The following is a 23,758-nucleotide window of genomic DNA, read 5'->3' as shown; positions in this document are numbered from 1 at the left end:
AGCCCCTGTCCAAACTAAATCCATCGAAAGCTTGTTATGGTTATTATGAATGAACACTTTACTTATCCTATGAAAACATTTCCACTATACTTTTACTTCTTATTACCCCTATTCCTTCTTTTTAATTCATGCACCGAAGCTACGACCGACCGCTATTCCAGCAGTTTGACGAGTGAAACCCGCTCGGTGTTATTGCCTGAGGACACAGCTGGTTTAGCTAAGGCGACTTTCGCTGGCGGCTGCTTTTGGTGTACAGAAGCCTATTTTGAGCGTTTGCAAGGGGTGGACGCTGTTGTATCAGGTTATTCCGGTGGTACCAAAGCAAATCCTACTTACTCTGAAGTAAGCGCCGGTGAGACGGATTATGCAGAGGCAGTACAAGTGTACTATAATCCTGAGGAAATTTCTTACCAGGAGTTGGTAGAGGTGTTTTTTGCTACGCACGATCCGACTACGCTCAACAGACAAGGCCCCGATTATGGCAAACAATACCGTTCTGTGGTATTTTACCGCACACCCGAAGAAAAAAGCGTCGTAGAAAACTATGTGCGCCGGTTAGACGAAGCAGGTACTTATAGGGATGACATTGTTACGATAGTGCAGCCCTTCAAGAAGTTCTGGGAGGCAGAAGAATACCACCAGGACTATTACCGCATCAATCCCACAGACCCATATGTTGTTTCTGTGGCAAGACCCAAAGTAGATAAATTTGAGGCAAATTACCGCAATAAGCTGAAGCCTGAGTATCGGAACTGATAATTTTATTATCAAAACCAATGCTGCATGCGTAATAGTGTTCTATAGTTCAAAAACAAACGAACACTATGGAATTCATCATTAATTTATTTGTTACTGCCGGCGTTATTTTAATACTGGCGTATGCCATGTCCAGTGTACATGTTAAAAGCTTCTGGACTGCGCTGTGGGTGGCTTTTCTGGTTGCCATTTTAAATGCGACCATAGGGTGGCTTCTTAGCGGCTTACTCAACCTTGTTACCTTCTTCTTATTGGAGGCCATCGTCAGTTTGTTCGTGGTTGCCTTGATGATAAAACTGGTTGACAAGTTGGTGGGTAATTTCAAAATTGATGGCTTTTTGCCTGCATTCATTATTGCCCTTGTAACGGCACTGGCCATTGCAGCTGTTAGCTGGGTTAGGGGCGGAAATGATGATTACACTATCCTGGAGCAGGCACCGCAGCAAAAAGAGATGCGTATAGCTGCCAAGTAATTCTACCTGACCATAATTAAAAAGGTCCTGCACATACTGATGCAGGACCTTTTTAATTTTAGCTGTTCGTATCCGCCCAACCAAGTACATCTTTCCGTCAGCCTGAGCAGTTTCTACATCTGTTGCAAAACAGAAAACAAGATACAAAGAGAAGAGATGCTGCGCCTTATAGCAGCGTAGGATTTTTCATTTCGCGGCAAGTAATTAGTGCCTTTCTAGCTATATAGAATAACCTAACACTTGTTAGTAAAATAATATTATTATGCTTTCATAATTACTATTTAAGCAACAATTATGAGTTTATATTTTACAATTCAAAAACAACTTCTAATTTTGTGGCACTTAAAGTAGCTACGGGTATTGGTGTGTAATTTTACCAGCTCCTTCACTTATGGTGCTGGAGTTGACACAAGATTACATTAAAAGAGCTGCTTCATGATTATTGTAAAATCTAAATAACGTGCAATGAGTGTAACTGACTTTGCAGAGAATGCAACAGAAGACCAGGTAAAATCAATTTTTGTTGAGGAAAATCAAATTCCAGAAGAATTTAAGCTGAAACAGGAAATCCATCAGCGCGAATTCCTGTCTGACGGAGAAATGAAACAGTGGGAGGGAGCTGTGCATATAGTTTACTCTCCGGTAGCTGTTAAAACACCTGAAGGCTTTAAACGCAAGGTTATTGGCACTTACCCCGTTTGTACGGAAAAGGAAGCAATGGAATCGTTGGATGCAGCTGTGGCAGCTTACAACAATGGCCGCGGACAGTGGCCGACCATGAGCGTACAGGACCGCATCCGCTGTGTAGAGCAGTTTACACATAAAATGATTGAGCAGAAAGATATTGTTGTGAAGCTCATTATGTGGGAAATAGGTAAGTCTGTTGCTGATTCTGTGAAGGAATTTGACAGGACAGTGGAGTATATATATGCAACCATTGATGCCCTTAAAGACCTAGACCGCGATTCTTCCCGCTTCGATATTGAGCAGGGGATTGTAGCCCAAATCCGTCGTTCGCCGCTGGGAGTGGTGCTATGTATGGGGCCATTCAACTACCCGCTGAACGAAACGTTTACCACGCTTATTCCTGCCCTTATTATGGGTAATACCCTGTTGTTCAAGCCACCGAAGCATGGTACGCTACTGCACTACCCACTACTGCAGGCTTTTAAGGAGTGTTTCCCGAAAGGAGTAGTCAACACTATTTACGGTCGCGGGCATGCCATTGTGCCGGCACTGATGCAGTCTGGTAAAATAAATGTTTTGACGTTGATAGGCTCAAGCAAAGTAGCTGATGAACTAAAGAAGCTCCACCCGAAGGTGAACAGGTTGCGGGCCATACTTGGACTGGACGCTAAGAATGCCGCCATAGTGACAGAAAATGCGGATGTGAAACTGGCTGTTTCTGAAACAGTGCTCGGTGCGCTTTCTTTTAACGGGCAGCGCTGTACAGCTCTTAAAATAATATTTGTGCACCGCTCGAAGGTGGATCAGTTCCTGGAGCAGTTAAGTGAAGCTGTCGGTAAACTGAAGATTGGGATGCCATGGGAGAAAGGGGTTGCTCTAACGCCATTGCCGGAGCCGCATAAGCCTGCTTACCTGAAAGACCTGATTGATGATGCCGCCGCACATGGCGCAGCCGTGGTAAATAGAGGAGGAGGGACTTCGTTTGAGTCTTTTGTATATCCTGCCATACTTTACCCTGTAAATAAAGACATGAAAGTATACCGGGAAGAGCAATTCGGACCAGTTATTCCAGTCGTTCCTTTTGATGACCTGGAGGAGCCAATTCAGTATTTAATTGAATCTACTCACGGGCAGCAGGTCAGTATTTTCAGCAACGATGCTGCCGAGACTGCCTCGCTTATTGACCCGCTGGTGAACCAAGTGAGCCGCGTGAATATTAACTGCCAGTGCCAGCGGGGACCAGACACGTTTCCATTTACGGGTCGTAAAGACAGTGCAGAAGGCACTTTGTCAGTGGTAGATGCTTTGCGTTCATTCTCCATCCGCTCGCTGGTGGCCACGAAGCTCAATGAGAACAACAAGAAGCTCATTAATGAAATTGTGAACGAGGGAAACTCTAACTTTCTGAGTACAAAGTATATTTTCTAGAGAAGCCATAAATTTGAAGCAAATTACAAAAGGAGTCGTGGCCATATACTGCGACTCCTTTTGTAATGTAATTGATATGCGGTATCTTATTTAACAGCGTTCATACCGGCTTCGGCCACCGTATGGTCGTTTTCAACTGTGCTGCCAGACACACCAATAGCACCAATAATTTTGCCGTTTCCGTCTTTGATTGGAATTCCCCCAGGAAACGTAATAAGACCACCGTTGGAGTGCTCAATGTTATAAAGCGAACCGCCTGGCTGTGACGCCTGACCTAGATCGCCCGTGGGCATGTCAAAGAAGCGGGCTGTTCTGGCTTTTTTTATGGCAATGTCTACAGACCCAAGCCAAGCACCATCCATACGGGCAAAGGCTGTTAAGTTAGCACCGGCGTCTACCAATGCAATGTTCATTTTCAGGTCTAGTTCCTGTGCTTTCTCTTTAGCTGCGTTTAAAGCCGCTTGTGCTTGCTCTAATGTTAAATTCATTTGTTTTCAGTTTATTCGTAAAGGTTTCTTTCAAGCATACTAAAGAGTCAGACAAAAGTTTTACGAGTCGGAAAAGTTATACCTATTTAACATAAAGTATATTATGAGTGACACTTAAAATAGATGTTTTACGTCGTATATTATAAGTCTTATAATTTATATTATGTTAAGCAGGGTGTAAAACCTGCCTAAACCCTACCTTTATCATCTAATATTTTTTAAAAACAAGCTTAATATAAAATTTTACAATGTGATAATAAAGTAAGGGCGATTTATTTAGACTAAGTGCTAGTTTTACCTGTGTCAGGGCAGCTAATTCATTACCTGATTCACCTAAAATAATGTTCGCTTTGGCTAAACAAAAAAGTGCACAACTTTTTTTCGTTTTACTCATGATACACTTCTTATCATCTGGTAGATAATTTTCAATAATGTTTAAGACAATCGCTAAATCTTTTGTATTCTGTCCTGTCTCATTCTTTGGCCAAGAAATCGAACCTTGATGCTTCCTGTATTCAGCAAGAGTTTCAGGAGAATAAGCAATCGAATAAACCCTGGCAATTCGTGCCCACATTTCCCAGTCTTCTCCATAAACACCACCGTAAAAGCTTCCCAAATGCTCATATACCTCACGACGTACTACTATAGAAACATATTGAATATACTGATGCTCAGCAATTTTTAGTAATCCATCTTTTAAAATTTCATCTTTTTCAGCTAATGATTTGTGAAGTTTGATAGTTTTCCCTTCAGAATCTATATCTAAGTAATTTGAAAAGGCAGCTCCTGCCGCTGGGAATTGTTCAAAGAGAAAGGCTATTTTACGGTAGAAACCCTGCTTCACCCGGTCGTCTCCGTGTAGCAGGTGTACCAGCCTGCCTCGAGCGCGGTTGATGCAAGTTTCAAAATTACGCAGGCTACCCACGTTCTCCGGTTGACGATGGTAGGCGACTCTTCCTCCACCTATTTCGCGTACAATGGCCTCCACATCTGCATCGGTGCTAGCATCATCTACAACTTCTATCTGCATTTGTTCCTCTCCTATACACTGAGCCAGCACACTATGTAATGCTTCAGGTATATAGTCGGCACAGTTGTAGACCGGAATCATAACCGACCACAGTGGCCTTGGCACCCCGGCAGGAAGAACTGAAATGGAGGGAGGCGATTGGGGGATACGCAACATGCTACACTAAAAATTAAGTATAGTGATTCAAAATGCCTAAAACAGTAAAAGGACGAGCAGAAAATTTCATGAGAGTCAACTTCAAACAAAATTTTAGAACACGTAAAACAACAGAAGGTTTTTTACTTAAATGAAGGGCAGTTATAATATATTCCTTAGCTAATAATCTGTTATGAGTTTTCTTATGAATATTACTAGCTAATGCTATGCAATAAAGAGCGCAATGCTTTTTTCCTTCAGCAATAATATTTTTTTTTATGCTTTCAGGTATACGCTCCTGCAAAATATGCTCCTGTATAAGCGCACGAGATTTGAGCAGTAAAAACAAACTTTGACCGGAAGATTCCATACGATTGGACATAGAATCATCTAGCAGCCGGTATTCTGCAAGAATTTCAGGAGTATAAGCTATAGAATAATACCGGGCGATGCGTACCCACATTTCCCAATCCTCTCCGTAAGGCATTCCATAAAAGCTTCCCAAATGCTCATATACCTCACGACGCACTACCATAGAAGCATACTGGATACGCTGCTTCTTGCAAATCTGGACAAACCAGTTATTTAAAATTGTATCTTTTTTGGCTTCACGAGGGGTGTTGTGAGACCAGTTACCTGTCTTGTCGATGAAACTATATCTGCAGAAAGCAGCTCCTGCCGCTGGGAATTGTTCGAAGAGAAAGGCTATTTTACGGTAGAAACCCTGCTTCACCCGGTCGTCTCCGTGTAGCAGGTGTACCAGCCTGCCTCGAGCGCGGTTGATGCAAGTTTCAAAATTACGCAGGCTACCCACGTTCTCCGGTTGACGATGGTAGGCGACTCTTCCTCCACCTATTTCGCGTACAATGGCCTCCACATCTGCATCGGTGCTAGCATCATCTACAACTTCTATCTGCATTTGTTCCTCTCCTATACACTGAGCCAGCACACTATGTAATGCTTCAGGTATATAGTCGGCACAGTTGTAGACCGGAATCATAACCGACCACAGTGGCCTTGGCACCCCGGCAGGAAGAACTGAAATGGAGGGAGGCGATTGGGGGACACGTAACATTCAGAAGCAAATAATCAAATATACTTTAAACGCTCGGGAATGGGTAATATTATATGTTTCTTTATGAATATATTCGTGATTTAAGAAAATATTATATAATTTCAAATTATATTGTTTACACTTTAACATGTAGTGTAAACAAAAAAAGTGTCTAAACCGGCTACTAATCGGAGCAAGAGTTTTCAGCCTGTACTTCAGAAAAGAGTAAACAGACGGATAAATTAAAAAGAGGCAATCATGTTCAGACTGCCTCTTTTTAATTTAGACTAGTTAAAACTAGTTGTTCATCATGGCGCTGATTTTCTCAGCATCTGCTTTGCGCTCAAGACGTGTGTAAAGCTTTATCAGGTTCTGCATAGTAGCCTCGTCTTTAGGCTGAATCTCAAGTGCCTTTTCGAAATATGGTACTGCAGCCTGGTAATACTTTTTGGCCTCAGCCTCCAAGGCTTTACCTTTCTTCTGGTAAGTAGCATAATCCATTTTAGCTGCTCTGTTATTTACATCAGCCCCCTTGTTGAACTCCAGCACTCCCAGGTTATAGTTAGCATCGAAGTTATTTGGCTCAATTTCGATAGCCTTTTTATAGATGGTCGTAGCACCTTCTAAATCCTTCTTACGCTCTAACAGGTTTCCTTTTACTGCTAAAAGGCTGGCGTTAGTTGGGTCTGCTGCAATAGCTTTGTCCAACTTGTCCATTGCTTCTTCGGCACGGTCGTTTTTCAGATAGTAACGAAGCTCTTCCTGCATCAGGTAAACGCTGTTTGGCTGCTTTTCTAAGCCGGCAGCTAAAGCCTTCATCACTTCTTCGTCAGAAGCTTCAGTAGCCTGCATCAACTGAATTTTGTTCTTGTAAACATCTTCCGTCGTGTGACCCATTGTAATCAGGTTGTCATAAAACCCGATCGCAGCAGGATAATCCTGGTTAGCTGTAGACGCATAAGCAGCATATAAAACTGCTGTTGTATCTGTAGGGCTTATTTTACTGGCAAGTTTATATTTCTCAATGGCATTCTCCCAGTCCTGGTTGTTATGGAATTCTACCGCCTGGTTCAGCACCTGGCCGTATAGCTGCTCCTTACGTGCAGGTACCTGCTTCGCAAATTCACCATTACTACCATCTAACTCAACTGCTTTATCGAAAGATTCCAGTACAAGAGTTGGCGTATTGTCGTCAGCCAATTTACCATATATCGGATTGCCGATCATGTCCTGGTAAATAACGCCACGGTAAAACCAGGTTTTTGCTTTATCCATGGTTTTCTTGTGTTCGATGGCTTTATCGATACTTTCCTGAGCTTTGTCCAGCGTACCGTTCTTGTGATTCAAGATGGCGCTGTTCACTGCTGAGTTTTGTGCACTTGCTACCGAAATGCTTGCGGCTGCCAAGGCTGTTAAAAGTATTTTTTTCATGCTTAAATTTGAATGGTTTATGATTGTTTGTGTAACGTTAAATATCTGTGAATTAGTTCGTTTACTGGAAAATTTATACCTCTTCCGTGTCTTCCGGATTATCTTCAGTGGTTTCCGGATCAATCATTTCATCTGGTTTCAGCGATTCTTCCGGAGCCAGTTCTGACTGATCCAACACTGCTTCCACAATTTCCTCCTCACTTATTTCTTCCTCGTTTTCCATCTCCACTTTTGCTACTGAAGAAATCTGGTCGTTCTCATTTAGCTTGATCAGGCGAACTCCTTGTGTGGCTCGTCCGATTACGCGCAGATCTGCCACACGTAGCCTGATAGTGATGCCGGAACGGTTAATAATCATCAGGTCATCAGTGTCAATCACACCTTTGATGGCAATCAGCTTACCTGTTTTGTCAGTAATATTCATGGCCTTAACTCCTTTACCGCCACGGTTCGTGATGCGGTACTCTTCTAAAAGAGAGCGTTTGCCGAAGCCATTCTCAGACACAACTAACAGTTCTGTGTTTTCATCTGTTACACAAACCATACCAATTACTTTGTCATCCGGTCCGCCAAGTGTTACGGCACGAACACCTGCAGCGTTACGTCCCATTCCACGTACCTGGGTCTCATTAAAGCGAATGGCACGTCCAGACTCCAGCGCAATGATAATTTCGCTGCTGCCGTTTGTCAGCTGCACATCCAGCAGACGGTCACCATCATTAATAGAAATAGCGTTGATACCGTTTGTACGTGGGCGTGAATACGCCTCCAGCGCCGTTTTCTTGATAGTGCCCTGCTCGGTGATGAACACCAGGTTATGGTTGAGCACATAATCCTCATTTTTGAGGTCACGCACATTCAGTACAGCACGGACATTGTCCTCTTTTTCAATCTGAATGAGGTTCTGTATAGCGCGACCTTTGGTCGTCTTCCCTCCTTCCGGCAGCTCATATACTTTTAGCCAGAACACACGACCAGATTCTGTAAAGAACAGCATGTGGTGGTGCGTATTGGCAATAAAGAGGTGCTCAGTGAAGTCGCTCTCCTTTGATGCGGCCACTCCTCTTGAGCCTACACCACCGCGGCTTTGGCTGCGGTACTCGCTCAGGGAGGTACGCTTGATATAACCTTCATGAGAAATAGTGATCACCATGTTCTCTTCCGGGATCATGTCCTCGTAAGAAATATCGCCGGTGCTGGCCTCAATACCGGTGCGGCGTCCGTCTCCATACCGTTCCCTTATTTCAGTCAGCTCATCTTTGATGATCTGCATGCGCAGGCCTTCATCGTTCAAGATAGAGGTTAAGAAATCTATCAGCTTCATAATCTCCTGGAATTCCTGCTGGATTTTATCACGCTCCAGGCCAGTCAGGCGTTGCAGACGCATATCCAGAATAGCACGAGCCTGAAGCTCAGATAGACCAAAGCGCTCAATTAAGCCATTGCGTGCAATCTCCGGATCACGTGATGAACGAATAAGGTTGATAACCTCATCGAGGTTATCCAACGCTATTAGCAAACCTTCTAAAATATGCGCGCGCTTCTTGGCTTCATCCAGTTCATACTGCGTGCGGCGAATAACCACCTCATGGCGATGCTCCACAAAGTAATGAATCAGCTCCTTCAGGTTGAGTGTCATCGGGCGGCCTTTCACCAGGGCCACGTTGTTCACGCCAAATGAAGATTGCAGCGCCGTGTATTTATACAGGTTGTTGAGTACCACGTTCGGTATAGCATCGCGCTTCAGGTCGTACACAATGCGCAAGCCGTCGCGGTCGGACTCATCACGCAAATCAGCTATACCATCAATCTTCTTATCATTTACAAGACCAGCTGTTTTCTCAATCAACGTTGCCTTGTTTACCATGTAAGGTATCTCGGTTACAATGATCTGCTCTTTACCGGAAGGTGATGTCTCAAAATTGGCCCGGCCACGCATCAGCACACGTCCACGACCCGTTTCAAAAGCAGACTTTACCCCATCGTATCCATGGATGATACCACCTGTCGGGAAATCCGGGGCAGTAATGTACTGCATCAGTTCCGCAATGGTAATTTCATTATTTTCTATGTAGGCGATGGTACCGTTTATTACCTCTGACAGGTTATGTGGCGCCATGTTCGTTGCCATACCTACCGCAATACCGGAAGTGCCGTTCACGAGCAGGTTCGGAAACTTGGCAGGCATCACAGACGGCTCTTTGAGAGAGTCATCGAAGTTAGGCACAAAGTCTACGGTGTTCTTCTCAAGGTCAGCCAGTAGTTCATCAGCCATTCGCTTGAGGCGCGCCTCAGTGTAACGCATGGCAGCCGGTGAGTCACCGTCTATGGAACCGTAGTTTCCCTGGCCATCGACCAGCGGGTAGCGCAGCGACCATTCCTGGGCCATACGCACCATGGTTTCATACACAGACGAGTCACCGTGCGGATGGTATTTACCCAGCACCTCTCCTACTATTCTGGCCGATTTTTTATACGCTTTGTTATAAGATACCCCCAGTTCGGACATACCGTACAGCACGCGGCGGTGCACAGGCTTCAGTCCGTCCCGAACATCGGGTAAGGCTCTTGAAATGATAACAGACATTGAGTAGTCGATATACGCACCGCGCATCTCGTCTTCAATGTTGATCGGTATTATTCTTTCGCCTTCGATCATGTCTAAAATCTAAATGTTTGTGTTTTGGGTTGGTTGATAAATTGAGGCAATTTAAATAGAATGCCTTAACAGCTATATAGGCTAGTTCTTATTTCTGCTGTTGTCCTTCCTGTTTGGCACCGTTTCCTTTGATGTTTTTGGAAGCTTCTGCCCCATTTTTGGGTTTTGTTTTTTCCAGATAGGTTGCCCTCTATAATCCTGCTCGCCATGCGGATGCACCATGCGCACCTGGCAGGAGGCAATAGGGCAAGCCGGTTTACACGAAAATAGGGAAGCAGAAAGGAATGCAATCAGGAGAATAATCAGCAGTCTGGGTGTAGCCATATTGTTAGGTTAAAAAGAGCCTGCTACTACAGCAGGCTCTCCATTCCATATCCTACAAAAGTAATCAAATTTGCTTTAAATATCCAGCAAATATATGGGTACTTTCTTGCTCATAACTTGCCTGTTGGCCAATTAAAGGGGGTGGAAGCCATTGATGGTAAAGCCACCGTCAACTGCTAGGGTTTGCCCGGTGATATAGGCCGCAGCAGGCATACAGAGAAAGGAAACAGCACCGGCTACATCTTCTGGTTTGCCTACCTGCTGCATTGGCGTTCTGCTTACAACTGAATTATAGAAGTCCTGATTCTGGAGCACTGTCTGGGCCAGCGGTGTGCTGATATACCAGGGAGCTACAGCGTTCACGCGTATACCATCCTTAGCCCATTCAGCGGCCAGGTTGCGCGTTAACTGGTTCATGGCGGCTTTAGTCATACCATAGATGCTACCGGTGCGCACATGAACCAAACCCGCCACCGATGAAACATGAATGATGTTTGCCTGACCGGACTTTTGGAGCAGCGGGTACAACTGGCGGTTTAAGTCAAAGGCCGAGCGCAGGTTGGTGTTCATTACAAAGTCGTACTCTTCTGGTGTATATTCCGCAGTAGGCTTCCGGATATTTGTTCCCGCATTGTTCACAAGGATGTCCAGCGCGCCCCATTGTTCCTGTACTTTATCCGTCAGCTTTTTCCGTCCTTCAGCAGTACTTACATCAGCGGAAACGATGTATAATCGCTCTGGGTACACGTCCTTCAGGCGTTCCAGGTTTTCCTCTTTTCGGCCTACGGCCAGCACCTCTGCTCCCAGTGAGATGAAATCGTCCACAATAGCTGCTCCTATTCCTTTGGAGCCTCCCGTAACAACTGCTTTTTTACCAGTCAGTGACCACCTGTTTTGTGTCATAATGAAGTATTTTAGATTGTTAACCGCTTAAAGAACGTAAAATAGGATTAATTAGCCCCTTTGTGTCGATGGAACTATAAGCGGAATTATTATGCTACTCTAATTAATTTTATTTAGCTATATTCAGCTGGCATTTTTGCCGCTGTGATAGTATATAAACCAGCTGTTTCACCTATACAAAACACGATATGAACAAGCTTACGCTCCTACTTCCCTTCGCTTTTGTTGCCCATTTAACCATTGCGCAATCTAACGTTCCTGTTGGCCTTGATGCTGAAAGAAATTTAGCAGAAATAGGAAGCAATAATACTGGTGCGATAATACGAACTTATGACAATCGATATGAAGGTGTAAAGGGTACGCCATTTTTTAATGAGGAATGGAAAAAGTCGACTGTTACAACAGGAAACAAGCTCATTGCTAACATGGAGATAAAGTATAACGCCTATGAGAATAACATTCTGTACCGGAATACTAAAGGAGAACAATTTGTGCTCGAGCCAAATAAAATAGAAAGTTTTGTTATTGAAGACAACAAGACGATGCAGGAATATATCTTCAGGCGTTTACCAAGTTTGGCAAAGCTAAACCCAAAATTTGCCAACCAATTTGTACTAATGTTGCATGATGGCAACAGTACACAACTGGTAATGGTGCCGGAAAAAAAGTTAATCAAAGCAGATTTCAAAGGTGGTTATAATGCGGGAAAAAAATATGACGAACTGGTTGATGCACAAACTTTTTATTTAATAGGACCCAATAATAAAGTAGAGAAGGTAAAACTAAATAAAAAGTCCCTGCTAAAAGCCTTACCCAATAAGCAGGAAAAAGTACAGGAATACGTCTCTTTAGCAAATATTGATTTAAATACCGGAGAAGGATGGGCAAAAGCGTTAACCTTTTACGAATCCCTTTAGACAAGCAGAACAGATTAAGAATAAGGCGCTTTATTCTTTTATTCCCCTTATACGTTGCCAGTATTCCTGTAAATAGTTTTCATCTATTTCAGGCCGGTTGTTAATCTCTTCCACTTCCGTCTCCCCCTGCTCGTTCTGCCACACATGGTATACAAACACATACTGTCCGCCTTCCTCACGCCACCCGTCGAATTTCCCGAAGCGCAGGTCCTGAATTAGTATACCATTTTCTTCAGCGGGTATAACGGCAAAATAACCTTTCGTTATTTCAAGCAGGCGCTCCAGTTTGGGATTACCCATATATGGCTGTAACAGTGCTGCCTGCTGCGGCACATACTCAAATGCTACGGTATCGTCCTCATCCAGCAAAGAATAAAAGCCATTATAAAAACCACCCTCGCCCTTAGCTGTAACAGACCAGAAAATAGTGTTAAGTGGTGTAGGTTTGCTAATATAATCGCTATAGCTGATTTGCTGTCGTTGAAAGCTTTCTTCGAAGGTTTCGTTTGCCGATGCTTTGGCTATAAATGAAAACAGAAGGTAAGCGGAGCTAATACCGAGTCCGGCGTAATTCAGGTAAGCTCTTTTTGGATTGTTACGTGCATAGAAAGCTGCAGCTATTACACAAGTCATAAAAGGAATGGTATAAAGCGGATCGATTACAAAGATATTATAGAAAGCAATTCCGTAGTTGCTGAATGGCCACAGTAGCTGGGTACCCCATGTGGTGCAACTGTCCAACAAAGCATGTGTAGTGAAGCCTAAAAAGAACAACCAGGTCCAGTCGCGGAAGGTAGCCTGCTGGTGCCTGTAAAATCGCCGGAGAAGCCAGCCAAGGATAGGCGATACAACAACAGCAAAGAGAAGCGAGTGAGTAATGGAGCGATGAAAGCTTAGTTGCTCCACCGTATCCAGCCACGGGTTTGCTAGTATATCCAGGTCAGGGATGGTGCCAGCTATGGCTCCCCAAAGCATCGCTCTGTTCCCCAGTTTCCTGCCAGCCACTGCCTCTCCGACAGCGGCACCTAAAACAATCTGTGTTAATGAATCCATGATGAAGTAGCTTTAGCCCAAGGCATATAAAGTGGCAGCGGAAATCAATTCACAACCCCTTTTAGCTCACGAAGGTATAAACTCACAAATTAAATGTCACAAGTATATGGTTTATAATGTACCCTCTCCATGGACTCAATTATATATTTCATATTAGGCGTCATTATTGTTTGCTGCACAGCCTATGATCTTATTTATACCACCTTTGCCCCACGGGGTGCAAGTATTATCAGTGGCCCTGTAACACTTGCTGTCTGGAGAATCTTTTATCATATTGGCCGCTTAAAGAGTACCAGGGCACCACTTACAGGAGCAGGTATTGCTATTGTCTTTGCAATTCTATTGACCTGGGTATTTCTCCTTTGGGCAGGAAATGCATTTATTTATTCCTCTGATGAAGATTCTGTTGTAAACACAACTACACTGCTCCCTGCAAATGCTATGGAGCGTATCTACTTCACCGGCTACACACTTTCTACACTAGGCAATGGCGACTTTAAAGCAGGAACAGGTGGCTGGAGTATTTATACAGCTTTTATCTCGTTTACCGGCCTAATATTTATCACCATTGCCATCACTTATATGGTGCCTGTGTTATCGGCTGTTACACAACGCAGAGCACTTAGTATCCAGATTGCCTCCATCGGACATAGCCCACAGCGCATTTTGCTGAATAACTGGAATGGAGAGCATCTAAAGAAACTCGAGGGTCAGTTTCAGAATCTAACGCACGAAATAGTACATCAGGGTCAGATGCACCTGTCGTACCCGGTGTTACATTATTTCCAGCACAAAAACAAGGAGGAGTCTCTCCTGCCGAACCTGGCAGCCCTCGATGAAGCTATTACAATTATGCTCCTTTATGTTCCGGAGCAAATGCGCCCGGGAGATGAATATTTGGTCCCGCTTCGGAAAGCCATTACCACCTTCATCGGCTCACTTACCTCCCTTTATGTTCAAACTGATAAAAGCGATGTGCCTGCCATACATATTGATGAACTGCAGCAGGCAGATTTTCCACTATTAGACCCTGATATACACAAGATGGAAAAACTCAGTAAGCGCCGTCGTGCACTGAAGTACATGGTGGAGTATAATGGCTGGAAATGGAAAGAGATTTCGGCATCGGTTTTAGGTCAGGATATGGACCTTGAGTCTATGCTTTAACGAATGATAGGCATTCGCTTGAATTCTTTGGTGCGGTCGAATAAATAGCGATAAGTAGCATGTGTTTTGTAAATGCGCCCGCCTATCTGTTCTATTACCTTCATCATTTTGGGGTTGAAATCCCCAATCCAATTCATTTGCATGTCTTTATAAGGAATCTTCGGGTTGTTCTGAATCACTTTTCCAGCACCCACAATAAAGGCAGCTTCAACACCTTTTCCCTGTTGTTCGGGCGCAATACCGAAGACAATGCCATACATGGTGGTGCATGCGCCGCGCCAGCGGTGGAACACAAATTTTACCTTACCCCACAAATCCATTTTGCCGTTCACGTACTGGAACAATTGATTAAGCTCAGGTATGATCACAAAAAAACCAACAGGCTCCCCTTCAAAGTAAGCGAACCACATAATTCGCTCATCCAGTATGGGTTTCAAGGTGTTCATAATAACGGTAGCCTGTGCTTCACTCATCTCCTTCACGCCTTCATGTTTAGTCCAGGCTTTGTTGTATACCTTCCGGAAATTCTCTGTAAATTTCTTCAGTTCCTTTTTATCGAGCTGTTCGAAGGTATAGCGTTGGTCATTCAGTATCCGCTGTGCCTTTTCCTCATACTCTGGAGAAAGAGGGTCGTGCACCGTACGGTAGTAAGTGTATTGTTGGAAATAAAGCTCAAAACCATAATTCTCCAGCAGGTCTTTGTAGTAAGGGTAGTTATAGTGCATGCAATATGTTGGCTTATAGAAGCCGTCGATCAGCACGCCCCACCACTTGTCTCTTTCTCCCAAATTGATTGGCCCGTCCATGGCCTCCATGCCTTTTTCCTTCAACCAATTATGGCAGGCATCCAAGAGCATGTTGGCGGCTGCCTGATCATTGATACAGTCAAAGAAGCCCATGCCTCCAGTGGGCTGGTCGTATTTACTGGCCGTTTTCCTATTGACAAATGCCGCTACACGTCCAATAGATTTACCTTTTTCATCCTGTAGCAGCCAACGCACAGCGTCGCCTGCCCGGAGGAGTTTGTTTTTCTTCGGGTCAAATACATTATCAACGTCTTTGTCCAGAGGGCGAATGTAATTGGGGTCTTTTTTATAGAGCCTGACCTGCATCATTAAAAATTCCTGAGCCAGTTCGGGGGTGTTTACCTCTATCAGTTGCATAGTTGTTACTTAGGGAGTCGGATTGCAAATTACGGCATTATCTTAAAGAAAAGGAAGCATATTACCCACCATGCGCCAAGCCCATGTTTGAAGGTTCTGCCAATGCCTCCTGCTGCTATACGCTCTTTTCTTGCGCATCCAAGTCAGGTGCTTTAGAAGCCCTCTGCTTATGGCGAATATAGTTAAAGAAGAACAGGTAGAAATAGGCCAAAAAAAACCACTTACACCTTTTATCGGTGTAAGTGGTTTTCTGAAAGAGCCCCCTGCCGGGATCGAACCAGCGACCTACTGATTACAAGTCAGTTGCTCTACCAGCTGAGCTAAGGAGGCCTGTACTTTATTTGAACTGAAAAAGCAGAGGAAGTACATACTTCTGCTTTTTGGAGTGGAGCCCCCTGCCGGGATCGAACCAGCGACCTACTGATTACAAGTCAGTTGCTCTACCAGCTGAGCTAAGGAGGCTTACACTTTGTGTTGTGCTTTATTGTGTTAAAGCGTTGCAAAAGTATGGCGAAGATTTATAGCATGCAACAGCTGTTCTAAAAAAAATCTGTAGCGCACGATAAGGATTTGATGCTCAGAGGGAAAAACTTTACCCTCTGAACACTTCCAGCTGATGTTGCAGTTGGTCTATCCGCTTTTGTGCATCCGCAATTTTTCCTTCATACTCCTGTCGCAGTTTGTCGGCGTTTTTAGAGCGGCCAAAAAATTCGATATTGGTGCGCAGGGTCTGTATGTCGTTCTGCAGGTGTGTTATTTCGCGGCGTATATGCTGCTCACGCTGCTGTAGCTTTTGGCTGGAATCAGGGCTGTGCTTGATGCGTTCCACCTGCAGCTTCACAAGCAGATCGTTTCTTTCCTGCAGACTAAGCGCCGGCACACGCTCCAGGTACTTCTCCATCAAGGCCAGAAACTTTTCTTCTGTTTTCGGGCTGCTGCGTCGCTTATCAGTATCAAGCGCACGCCACTCTGTTACAAACGCCTCATATTCTGGCAGAGAGCCAACGGTAGTAGGTATTGCCAGCTTTTCAGCTATCCGGTCGCACAACTCTGCTTTTTCTGCGGAGAGTTTCTCCAGTTCTGCACTTTTGCTTTGTTCGTTGGACTGCTTCCTGTCAAAAAACTCGTTACAGGCGGCACGGAAACGTTGCCAAATCTTGTCTGAATGCTTATCTGGCACACGCCCTATAGTCTTCCATTTTTTCTGTAGCTGTATCAGCTTCTCTTTGGTAGAGTTCCAGTCGGTACTGTCCTTCAGGCTTTCGGCTTCTTCGCACAGCTCTGTTTTCAGGCGCATGTTTTGCATCTTCTGTTCATCCAGTGCTTTAAAAAACTGGTTTTTATGCTGGAAAAATGCTTTATAGTTGCCCCAGAAGTTCTTGTTAACCTCTTCGGCATGCTCTTTTGGCACAAGACCAGCTGCATCCCACTCCTCTTTCAGTTTCTGTATCTCATCTGTCTTGTCACGCCACTCGTTGATGCGCTCTGTCTTAAAATCGGTATACTCCTGCAGACGCTCCAGCAGCGCACGCTTTTTAGTGAGGTTCTCCAGTTCGCGCTGGTTACGCTCACCATGGTAGGCCCTGCGGCGCTCGTGTACCTGTTCTGACGCCTGTATGAAGCGTTCCCAGATAGGGTCCCGCTGATCGTTGGGAACAGGTCCTATGTTTTTCCATTCCTCGTGCAGGTGGCGCAGTTCCTGCAAAGCTTTGTTGATGGATTGTTCATCTTTAAGGGCTTCGGCTCGCTCCACAAGGTGTATTTTAGCATCCAGGTTTCGCTTACGGTCCAGCTCCTTCATTTCGAAGAACATACTGCGGTTGTTGTAGAAAATATCGAGCAGGGCGTGGTATGAATCCCATTGCTCCTGGGCTTCTCCGGCTGGCACCGGGCCAATCGACTTCCATTCTGCCTGCAGCTTTTTTACTTCATCGCTACTGTTCTTTGTTTCAGCGGACTCCACCAGCTGCCGCAACTGGGTCAGCAACTGCTCCTTGCGCTCCATGTTCCGCTGGCGCTGCTCCTCTACGTTCTGGCGCTGCTGATGCCTGGCCTCGCGGTAAGCGGAAAGCAGTTTCTCCAGGTCCTGGTGCTCCTTGGAGGTACTATAGGCAAAATCATCCTCCGTGCCACCCTCCTGCTTAAACCTTTCAAGGGCCTCATAACGCTCCGCCTGGAACTTCTGGTCGTAGTGGCGGTGAATTTCATTAACCACCCTGTTCTGCTTGATGGCATCTGGCCCCTTCAGCACGGTCTGTAATTGCTGACGGAGCTCATCTAATGATAGCAGACTATAATCAACCCTCTCTCCTTCTTCTTCCTCATCTTCCTCGTGGTGGTGTGTAGCGGCCTCTGTGCCTGTGGCAGCAGCTGGGGTAGCTTTTTCGGTTAAATCAGGCGTGGCTGCTTCAAGTTCTTTACCAGCGTCTGGCTCAGGTGTATATTCCTTTACAGGGTCCTGCTCAGCAGAAGCGGCCCGTTGCTCCGGTGCGGTTACTTCTTGCATAGCGGCTTCTTCAGGTGTTTCTGTGTCTCTTACATCAGTGTTTGCCTCAGCAAAGACCTCCGTAATTTCTTCAACTTTGTCGGCTTCATTTTCGGAGGTCAAATTTGGCTTCATTTCCGGCTGTTCTTCTTTCGGTGTCGCCTCATCTGGCTGCTGCTCGCTTTGTTTGCGCGCATTTATCTCAGCCAGCCTTTGTTCCAGAATGCTGTTAGGCGTGCCAGCGTTTTGCTGGCTTTCAGGTTTGTTAGCCTCTGCTCCGGTAGTGTCCATTTGTTTATTTTCAGTTGTCATGTCAACATTCTTTAATACAGTTAATCCGTGCTTAGTTTAGGCGCGGGTCTGTAGGGTAATTTGAAAGCACCTTGAATTTTCCTCCCATTTCCCGCAGAACACTGCGCCAAAGGGTATCAGAATCCAAATTAAATAATTTATTCGCAGCATCGTTGTTTACAATCCAAACATTTTTATCTATTTCTTCCTGTAGCTGGCCTGCAGTCCAGCCGGAGTACCCTAAAAAGAATCTGATATCATCCGTATTCACCAATCCGGCCCCTATCATAGTGCGCAGCAGTTCGAAGTCACCACCCCAGTACAGTTCGTCATCCAGCTTCACTGCTTGTGGCAGGTTTTGCAGGCGGTGCACATAATGTAAAGTGTTGTACTGCACTGGTCCACCCACTCCTAACTCTGCATCAAAAGCTTCGTTGTACACATCAATTACATCCGACAACTTCAAATTAGAGGTGCGGTTTAGCACTAGCCCAAATGTCCCCTCCTCTTCATCGTGGCTGCAAACAAGTATGACCGTCCGCTCAAAATTAGGATCTCCCAGAAATGGTTCTGAGATGAGCAAGCTGCCGTTCTGAGGTTTTATTAGACTTTTATCTTCCATGAATCTACCCGCGCTGAAAGAGCAAGTTTAACATTTCATTTTTGCTACCCAACAGCCTCCTCTAGAACCTGACACAGCCATTGCTGTTGCAACGGCCTTGCTATATCCTTTTGAGCAAGTCTTATCTGACCTAAAATCACATATGTTTGCACCAAAAACAAAATGAAAACAAGCTCTAAGTGTAATTAAAGAACACCAGGCTTAAACAATGCTGATTTCTTTAAGTTAAAGCTTTTATCATTCTTACGCAAAGCAGCAAATATGGTCGAATTCAGATAAACGTATATGCCAAAGGGAGTCAAATTCTGCATCAAACCACCATAAACGAAGGTTTAGAGCAGAAAAGGCTTGTTTGAAATGTGTATCCAGAGAGCATTATGAATGCCTTTAGGTAATGACAAGGCTCATCCTGAGTAGTATAATAGTAGTGCTTTTGCTAGAAACAATGGCTTCGTCAGAATCTGAAACATTCCTGTTGATAGCTCAAGGAACAACATCGAAACAATAGCTAACAAACCTGCCGGCACAAATTAGTTTAGAGACAGCGGATAATTTTATAATTTTGATTCAAATCTTAAAATATGGCCTTTACTCATAATCTTGCAGATATAAGAAACAATTACTCCAGGCAGGCTCTCTCTGAGGAATCTGTTTCCACTGACCCGATAAAACAGTTTCAGGCGTGGCTGGAGGAAGCCATACAGGCAAAGGCCGAAGAACCCACCGCCATGGTGCTGTCTACTGTGGATGCCTCCGGAAAGCCGTCTGCCCGTGTTGTGCTGCTGAAGGATGTGTCTGCGCAAGGGCTCTCTTTCTTCACTAACTACGATAGCCGTAAAGGCCTGGAACTGAAAGAAAACCCGTTTGCCTCTATTACTTTTTTCTGGCCGGCTCTGGAGCGTCAGGTACGGATAGAAGGCAAAGTGGTGAAAGTGGCGCCCGAGGTCTCTGACAACTACTTCCACAGCCGCCCGAAAGGCAGCCAGATTGGCGCATGGGCCTCTCCCCAAAGCCAGGAAGTAAAAAGCCGTAAAATATTAGAAGAAGCAGATAAAAAACTTACAGAGCAGTATGCCACGGCTGATTTAATACCACGACCCCCGCATTGGGGAGGTTACCAACTGCAGCCGGAGCGCATGGAATTCTGGCAAGGCCGCCCAAATCGCCTGCACGATCGCATTGTTTATAAGCAGCAGGAAAGTAACTGGAATATTAAGCGGCTTGCCCCCTGAAGGATGCTTTAAATGGCTTCTTTCTCTTTATATCAACAACAACATTGATGGCTGAAATACTACCCTTCCGCGCCTGGCGCTACAACGACACCCTGTCTGATAGTATAGATGAACTGACGGCACCTTTATTTGATGTGGTCTCTGAAAAACAGCGGCAGGCACTGTACCGCAACCCCATCAACAGCATACACTTGTCTGTGCCGCTTGGTGACAACCCTGCACAGGCTGCAGCTGTTCTGTTGCAACAATGGAAAAATAAGGGGGTGCTGCTGCAGGACCACCTGCCGGGTATTTACGTGTATTACCAGTATTTCCGGTTACCCGGTAATGACAAAGAATATGTGCGCAAAGGCTTTATCTGTAATATAAAGGCCTATGACTGGAAAGAGGGCATTTTGCTTCGGCACGAAAACACTATACCTGCTGCTGTTAACGACCGGATTGCGCTGCTGGAAGAAACAGAAATGAACACAAGCCCTACACATGGGCTTTATACGGATGAGGCGTTTATACTGGAGCCTTACCTGGACGAGAGTATCCGTTCACCTCTTTATGAAACGGAAGATTATCAGGGAGTGCGGGATGTGCTGGCAGTAATTCATGACCATGCCATCATCAGGCTTTTCGTGGAGACGCTGCGTGAGAAGCAAATTCTGCTGGCTGATGGGCACCACCGCTACGAAGGTTCACTGGAGTACCGGAAAAAGCGAATGGCGCAGAATCCGAACCACACTGGAGTCGAACCTTACAATTACCACCTCATGTACCTGACAAACTCTGAGCACGATGACCTGCGTATTCTCCCTACGCACCGGGTACTGAAACGAATGGAGATGACGGATGAGGAATTCCTGAGTAAGCTCAGTAGTTATTTTACCATCATACCGAAGGAAGACCCGCTGGAACTGAACGAGGTAATTGTTGGCAAGCAGTGGGCCTTTGGCCTGTTCTTAAGCGGAAATGCTTACAAACTGCGCCTGAAGCCGGAGGTGCATGGGCAAATAGACTGGAACTTTCCGTCTGAGGTAAAAAACCTCGACCTAACCGTGATGCATTATTTTATTTTTGAGAAGGTGCTGGGAATTTACCGGAAGGCGCAACGCGATTATGAAGACTTAAGCTACGTACGAAACTTTACCTCCTGCATCAGGCAAGTGGACTCTGGGGAGGCAAGGCTAGCGTTAATTACAAACGAGATCACCATGGATCAGGTGAAGCGTGTTTGCCACAGTGGAGCCATTATGCCTCAGAAGTCAACCTTTTTCTATCCTAAAGTTATTAGTGGTTTCTTATTTAGCTCCATCAAAGAAGATGAATTTATTACGGCCCCTGCTGCTTGCCTCTAACTCCCCCCGCCGCAAAGAACTGCTGGCCGGGCTTGGATTAGATTTTCAGATAAAAGTAAAGGAAGTACATGAGGATTTTCCGGATCACCTGAAACGGGCGGAGGTCGCTGAATACCTGGCCTCGCATAAAGCAGATGCTTACCAGCACGATTTGCAGCACGAGGTACTCCTTACCGCCGACACCATAGTTTGCCTTGAGGATCGTATTTTGAATAAGCCTGCTAACTATGAAGAAGCCTTCGAGATGCTAAGTGCTTTGTCTGGTACCTCCCATGAGGTAATCACGGGTGTCTGTGTGCTGATGAAAGAGCAAAAAGCTGTTTTCCATGATAGCACCAAAGTGTACTTTAAAAAGCTGACGAAGGCAGAAATTGACTATTACATCCGAAATTATCAGCCTTTCGACAAAGCTGGCGCCTATGGCATACAGGAATGGATTGGCATGATCGGAATTGAGCGCATTGAAGGGTCCTATTTTAACGTAATGGGCCTGCCAGTGGAGAAACTATACGCGCAGTTGAAAGCGTTAGGAGTGGTTCGTTAAAGCACTAGTCTAATTATTAACCTGTAAAAAGCTTTGACAATCTTATTCAACATGATTACGGGCTTCTTAAGGAAGGAGTAGACAGAATTAACTCTTGCCCCTGTAAGAAGAGAAGCTTTAGTAAATTACCTTATTAGCACATTGTTTCATTCAGCATTAGCACATCAAAAGCATGTCTTTTATCAAATTATACTTAGCTCCCGGAAAGGAGCATTCTCTAAAGCGCCAGCACCCATGGGTTTTCTCCGGGGCTATCAGGAAGGCAGACGGAGAGCCAGCCGAAGGTGATATAGTGGAAGTATACTCCAGTAAGCATGAGTTCCTGGCAATGGGCCACTGGGCACCAGGCTCTATTGCGGTACGCATTTTTTCATTTGAGCAAGTAACGCCGGATTATGCCTTCTGGAAAGGAAAAGTTCAGCAGGCCTACAACTATCGTGACCGCCTTGGTCTTACTAATAACGCACACACCGATGTCTACCGCCTGATTTATGCAGAAGGTGACGGCGTATCCGGATTAATAGTTGACTACTATAAGTATACGGCTGTCATCCAGACCCATACGGTGGGTATGTATAAGGTGCGGGATCACATTGCCAAGGCACTGCAGGAAATATACGGCGACAGGCTGAGAGCCATCTACGACAAAAGTGCTGAATCGCTTTCACCTAAATCACCGGTTGACGCTGTGAACGGTTATCTCTACGGGGAATCCACTGGCGGCGTGGTGGTCACTGAAAATAAGCATCAGTTTTTTGTGGATTGGGAAAGCGGGCAGAAAACCGGTTTTTTTATTGACCAGCGTGAGAACCGCGATTTACTGGCCCGCTATGTAAAGGACAAGTCGGTACTGAACACTTTTTGCTACACCGGGGGCTTCTCTGTTTATGCCTTGAATGCCGGTGCCAAAGAAGTGCATTCCGTAGACGTATCCAAAAAAGCCATTGAACTTACTATCAAAAACGGTGAACTGAGTCAGGAACCGGAGCGGCACGAGGCCTTTGCCGTGGATACCTTTGAGTTTCTAAAAGGCAAAGAGGAAATGTACGATGTCATCATCCTGGATCCGCCTGCCTTTGCCAAAAGCCAGAAGGTACGCCACAATGCCCTGATGGGATACAAGCGCCTGAACGCGGAGGCGATGAAAAAAATTAAGCCCGGAGGTATCCTGTTTACCTTTTCCTGCTCACAGGTAGTAGATAAGTACCTTTTCAACAGTACCGTGATGGCAGCTGCCATAGAAGCAGGGCGCAATATCAAAATCATGCACCATCTCTCACAGCCCGCCGACCATCCTATCTCTATTTTCCACCCGGAGGGAGAGTACCTGAAGGGACTGGTGCTGTTTGTGGAGTAAACTTTAGGCAAGGTTTCATAACCTTCCTTCCAAATTCCTTTATCCTTGAATTATAAGTATGCCAGAGACGCGAGCATAAAAGAGCAAGCGAAGCAGAGAGAAGTCTGAAACATCATGAGTTCATGAAATAAATAGGTTACTCACTGCTCTGCAGGTCCCTTTCGTCTCGCGCCTTTGGCATGTCCAAGTTACATTTAGGGTTTAAAGAGAGCT

At 45.2% G+C, this 23,758-nt stretch carries 20 protein-coding genes and 2 tRNA genes; 9 read left to right on the top strand and 13 right to left on the bottom strand.

Going from position 1 to position 23,758, the window contains the following annotated elements; translation table 11 throughout:
- Nucleotides 1-69: 69 nt before the first annotated feature.
- From msrA to E1919_RS13295, 3 genes are all read left to right on the top strand, one after another.
- A complete protein-coding gene (gene msrA / locus E1919_RS13305; protein WP_162053894.1) occupies nucleotides 70-756 on the top strand; it encodes a peptide-methionine (S)-S-oxide reductase MsrA in 687 nt (228 codons plus the stop codon).
- 68 nt (nucleotides 757-824) lie between these two features.
- Entirely contained in the window at nucleotides 825-1,229 is a 405-nt protein-coding gene (locus tag E1919_RS13300) for a phage holin family protein (protein ID WP_162053893.1), read from the top strand.
- Between the two features lie 465 nt (nucleotides 1,230-1,694).
- Nucleotides 1,695-3,344 carry an NADP-dependent glyceraldehyde-3-phosphate dehydrogenase gene (locus E1919_RS13295; protein WP_162053892.1) on the top strand — a complete coding sequence of 550 codons (1,650 nt, stop codon included), beginning with the start codon at nucleotides 1,695-1,697 and terminating at the stop codon, nucleotides 3,342-3,344.
- 86 nt (nucleotides 3,345-3,430) lie between these two features.
- Here the strand turns inward: E1919_RS13295 and E1919_RS13290 are convergent, their stop codons facing one another.
- The 7 genes from E1919_RS13290 to E1919_RS13260 form a co-directional block, all read right to left on the bottom strand.
- Nucleotides 3,431-3,832 (bottom strand): GlcG/HbpS family heme-binding protein, encoded by a 402-nt coding sequence (locus E1919_RS13290; protein ID WP_162053891.1) that lies wholly within the window; start codon nucleotides 3,830-3,832, stop codon nucleotides 3,431-3,433.
- A 208-nt stretch (nucleotides 3,833-4,040) separates the two neighbouring features.
- Complete coding sequence (locus E1919_RS13285; protein ID WP_162053890.1) at nucleotides 4,041-4,943, bottom strand: glycosyltransferase family 2 protein; 903 nt, start codon at nucleotides 4,941-4,943, stop codon at nucleotides 4,041-4,043.
- An 88-nt stretch (nucleotides 4,944-5,031) separates the two neighbouring features.
- Nucleotides 5,032-5,997 (bottom strand): glycosyltransferase family 2 protein, encoded by a 966-nt coding sequence (locus E1919_RS13280; RefSeq protein ID WP_237144343.1) that lies wholly within the window; start codon nucleotides 5,995-5,997, stop codon nucleotides 5,032-5,034.
- A gap of 351 nt (nucleotides 5,998-6,348) precedes the next feature.
- The gene (locus E1919_RS13275; protein ID WP_162053888.1) at nucleotides 6,349-7,482 is read right to left on the bottom strand and encodes a tetratricopeptide repeat protein; all 1,134 of its coding nucleotides are present in this window, start codon (nucleotides 7,480-7,482) and stop codon (nucleotides 6,349-6,351) included.
- A gap of 73 nt (nucleotides 7,483-7,555) precedes the next feature.
- On the bottom strand, nucleotides 7,556-10,141 hold the full coding sequence (gene gyrA / locus E1919_RS13270) for a DNA gyrase subunit A (protein WP_162053887.1): 2,586 nt from the start codon (nucleotides 10,139-10,141) through the stop codon (nucleotides 7,556-7,558).
- Nucleotides 10,142-10,222: 81 nt separating this feature from the next.
- The gene (locus E1919_RS13265; RefSeq protein ID WP_162053886.1) at nucleotides 10,223-10,465 is read right to left on the bottom strand and encodes a hypothetical protein; all 243 of its coding nucleotides are present in this window, start codon (nucleotides 10,463-10,465) and stop codon (nucleotides 10,223-10,225) included.
- Nucleotides 10,466-10,597: 132 nt separating this feature from the next.
- Nucleotides 10,598-11,368 carry an SDR family oxidoreductase gene (locus E1919_RS13260; RefSeq protein WP_162053885.1) on the bottom strand — a complete coding sequence of 257 codons (771 nt, stop codon included), beginning with the start codon at nucleotides 11,366-11,368 and terminating at the stop codon, nucleotides 10,598-10,600.
- A gap of 188 nt (nucleotides 11,369-11,556) precedes the next feature.
- Between E1919_RS13260 and E1919_RS13255 the strand changes: the two genes are divergently transcribed.
- On the top strand, nucleotides 11,557-12,285 hold the full coding sequence (locus E1919_RS13255) for a hypothetical protein (RefSeq protein ID WP_162053884.1): 729 nt from the start codon (nucleotides 11,557-11,559) through the stop codon (nucleotides 12,283-12,285).
- 30 nt (nucleotides 12,286-12,315) lie between these two features.
- Here the strand turns inward: E1919_RS13255 and E1919_RS13250 are convergent, their stop codons facing one another.
- A complete protein-coding gene (locus E1919_RS13250; RefSeq protein WP_162053883.1) occupies nucleotides 12,316-13,338 on the bottom strand; it encodes a metal-dependent hydrolase in 1,023 nt (340 codons plus the stop codon).
- Nucleotides 13,339-13,467: 129 nt separating this feature from the next.
- On the opposite strand from E1919_RS13250, the gene E1919_RS13245 reads away from it, so the two are divergent.
- Nucleotides 13,468-14,505: a potassium channel family protein gene (locus tag E1919_RS13245; protein ID WP_162053882.1), complete on the top strand. Its 1,038-nt coding sequence runs from the start codon at nucleotides 13,468-13,470 to the stop codon at nucleotides 14,503-14,505.
- Here E1919_RS13245 and E1919_RS13240 read toward each other — a convergent pair.
- The 5 genes from E1919_RS13240 to E1919_RS13220 form a co-directional block, all read right to left on the bottom strand.
- A complete protein-coding gene (locus E1919_RS13240; protein ID WP_162053881.1) occupies nucleotides 14,502-15,668 on the bottom strand; it encodes a hypothetical protein in 1,167 nt (388 codons plus the stop codon). The two genes, E1919_RS13245 and E1919_RS13240, sit on opposite strands and share 4 nt — an antisense overlap.
- A gap of 257 nt (nucleotides 15,669-15,925) precedes the next feature.
- Nucleotides 15,926-15,998, bottom strand: a tRNA-Thr gene (locus E1919_RS13235).
- Nucleotides 15,999-16,054: 56 nt separating this feature from the next.
- Nucleotides 16,055-16,130 (bottom strand) — tRNA-Thr (locus E1919_RS13230).
- Nucleotides 16,131-16,260: 130 nt separating this feature from the next.
- Nucleotides 16,261-18,465 (bottom strand): DUF349 domain-containing protein, encoded by a 2,205-nt coding sequence (locus E1919_RS13225; RefSeq protein ID WP_162053880.1) that lies wholly within the window; start codon nucleotides 18,463-18,465, stop codon nucleotides 16,261-16,263.
- A gap of 31 nt (nucleotides 18,466-18,496) precedes the next feature.
- Entirely contained in the window at nucleotides 18,497-19,066 is a 570-nt protein-coding gene (locus E1919_RS13220) for a YqgE/AlgH family protein (RefSeq protein ID WP_162053879.1), read from the bottom strand.
- Between the two features lie 581 nt (nucleotides 19,067-19,647).
- Between E1919_RS13220 and pdxH the strand changes: the two genes are divergently transcribed.
- The 4 genes from pdxH (at nucleotide 19,648) to E1919_RS13200 (ending at nucleotide 23,545) form a co-directional block, all read left to right on the top strand.
- Entirely contained in the window at nucleotides 19,648-20,298 is a 651-nt protein-coding gene (gene pdxH, locus E1919_RS13215) for a pyridoxamine 5'-phosphate oxidase (RefSeq protein ID WP_162053878.1), read from the top strand.
- Between the two features lie 47 nt (nucleotides 20,299-20,345).
- Complete coding sequence (locus E1919_RS13210; protein WP_162053877.1) at nucleotides 20,346-21,644, top strand: DUF1015 domain-containing protein; 1,299 nt, start codon at nucleotides 20,346-20,348, stop codon at nucleotides 21,642-21,644.
- Nucleotides 21,610-22,188, top strand: a complete 579-nt coding sequence (locus E1919_RS13205; protein WP_162053876.1) for a Maf-like protein — start codon at nucleotides 21,610-21,612, stop codon at nucleotides 22,186-22,188. The genes E1919_RS13210 and E1919_RS13205 overlap by 35 nt, the downstream gene beginning before the upstream one ends.
- A gap of 172 nt (nucleotides 22,189-22,360) precedes the next feature.
- Nucleotides 22,361-23,545, top strand: coding sequence for a class I SAM-dependent rRNA methyltransferase (locus E1919_RS13200; protein ID WP_162053875.1), 1,185 nt, complete (start codon nucleotides 22,361-22,363; stop codon nucleotides 23,543-23,545).
- Nucleotides 23,546-23,758 lie beyond the last annotated feature (213 nt).

The organism is Pontibacter pamirensis (assembly GCF_010015475.1).
Taxonomy (GTDB): Bacteria; Bacteroidota; Bacteroidia; order Cytophagales; family Hymenobacteraceae; genus Pontibacter; species Pontibacter pamirensis.
Note: the sequence above shows the minus strand (reverse complement) of the source record. Positions and strands in the feature narration are given on the sequence as shown.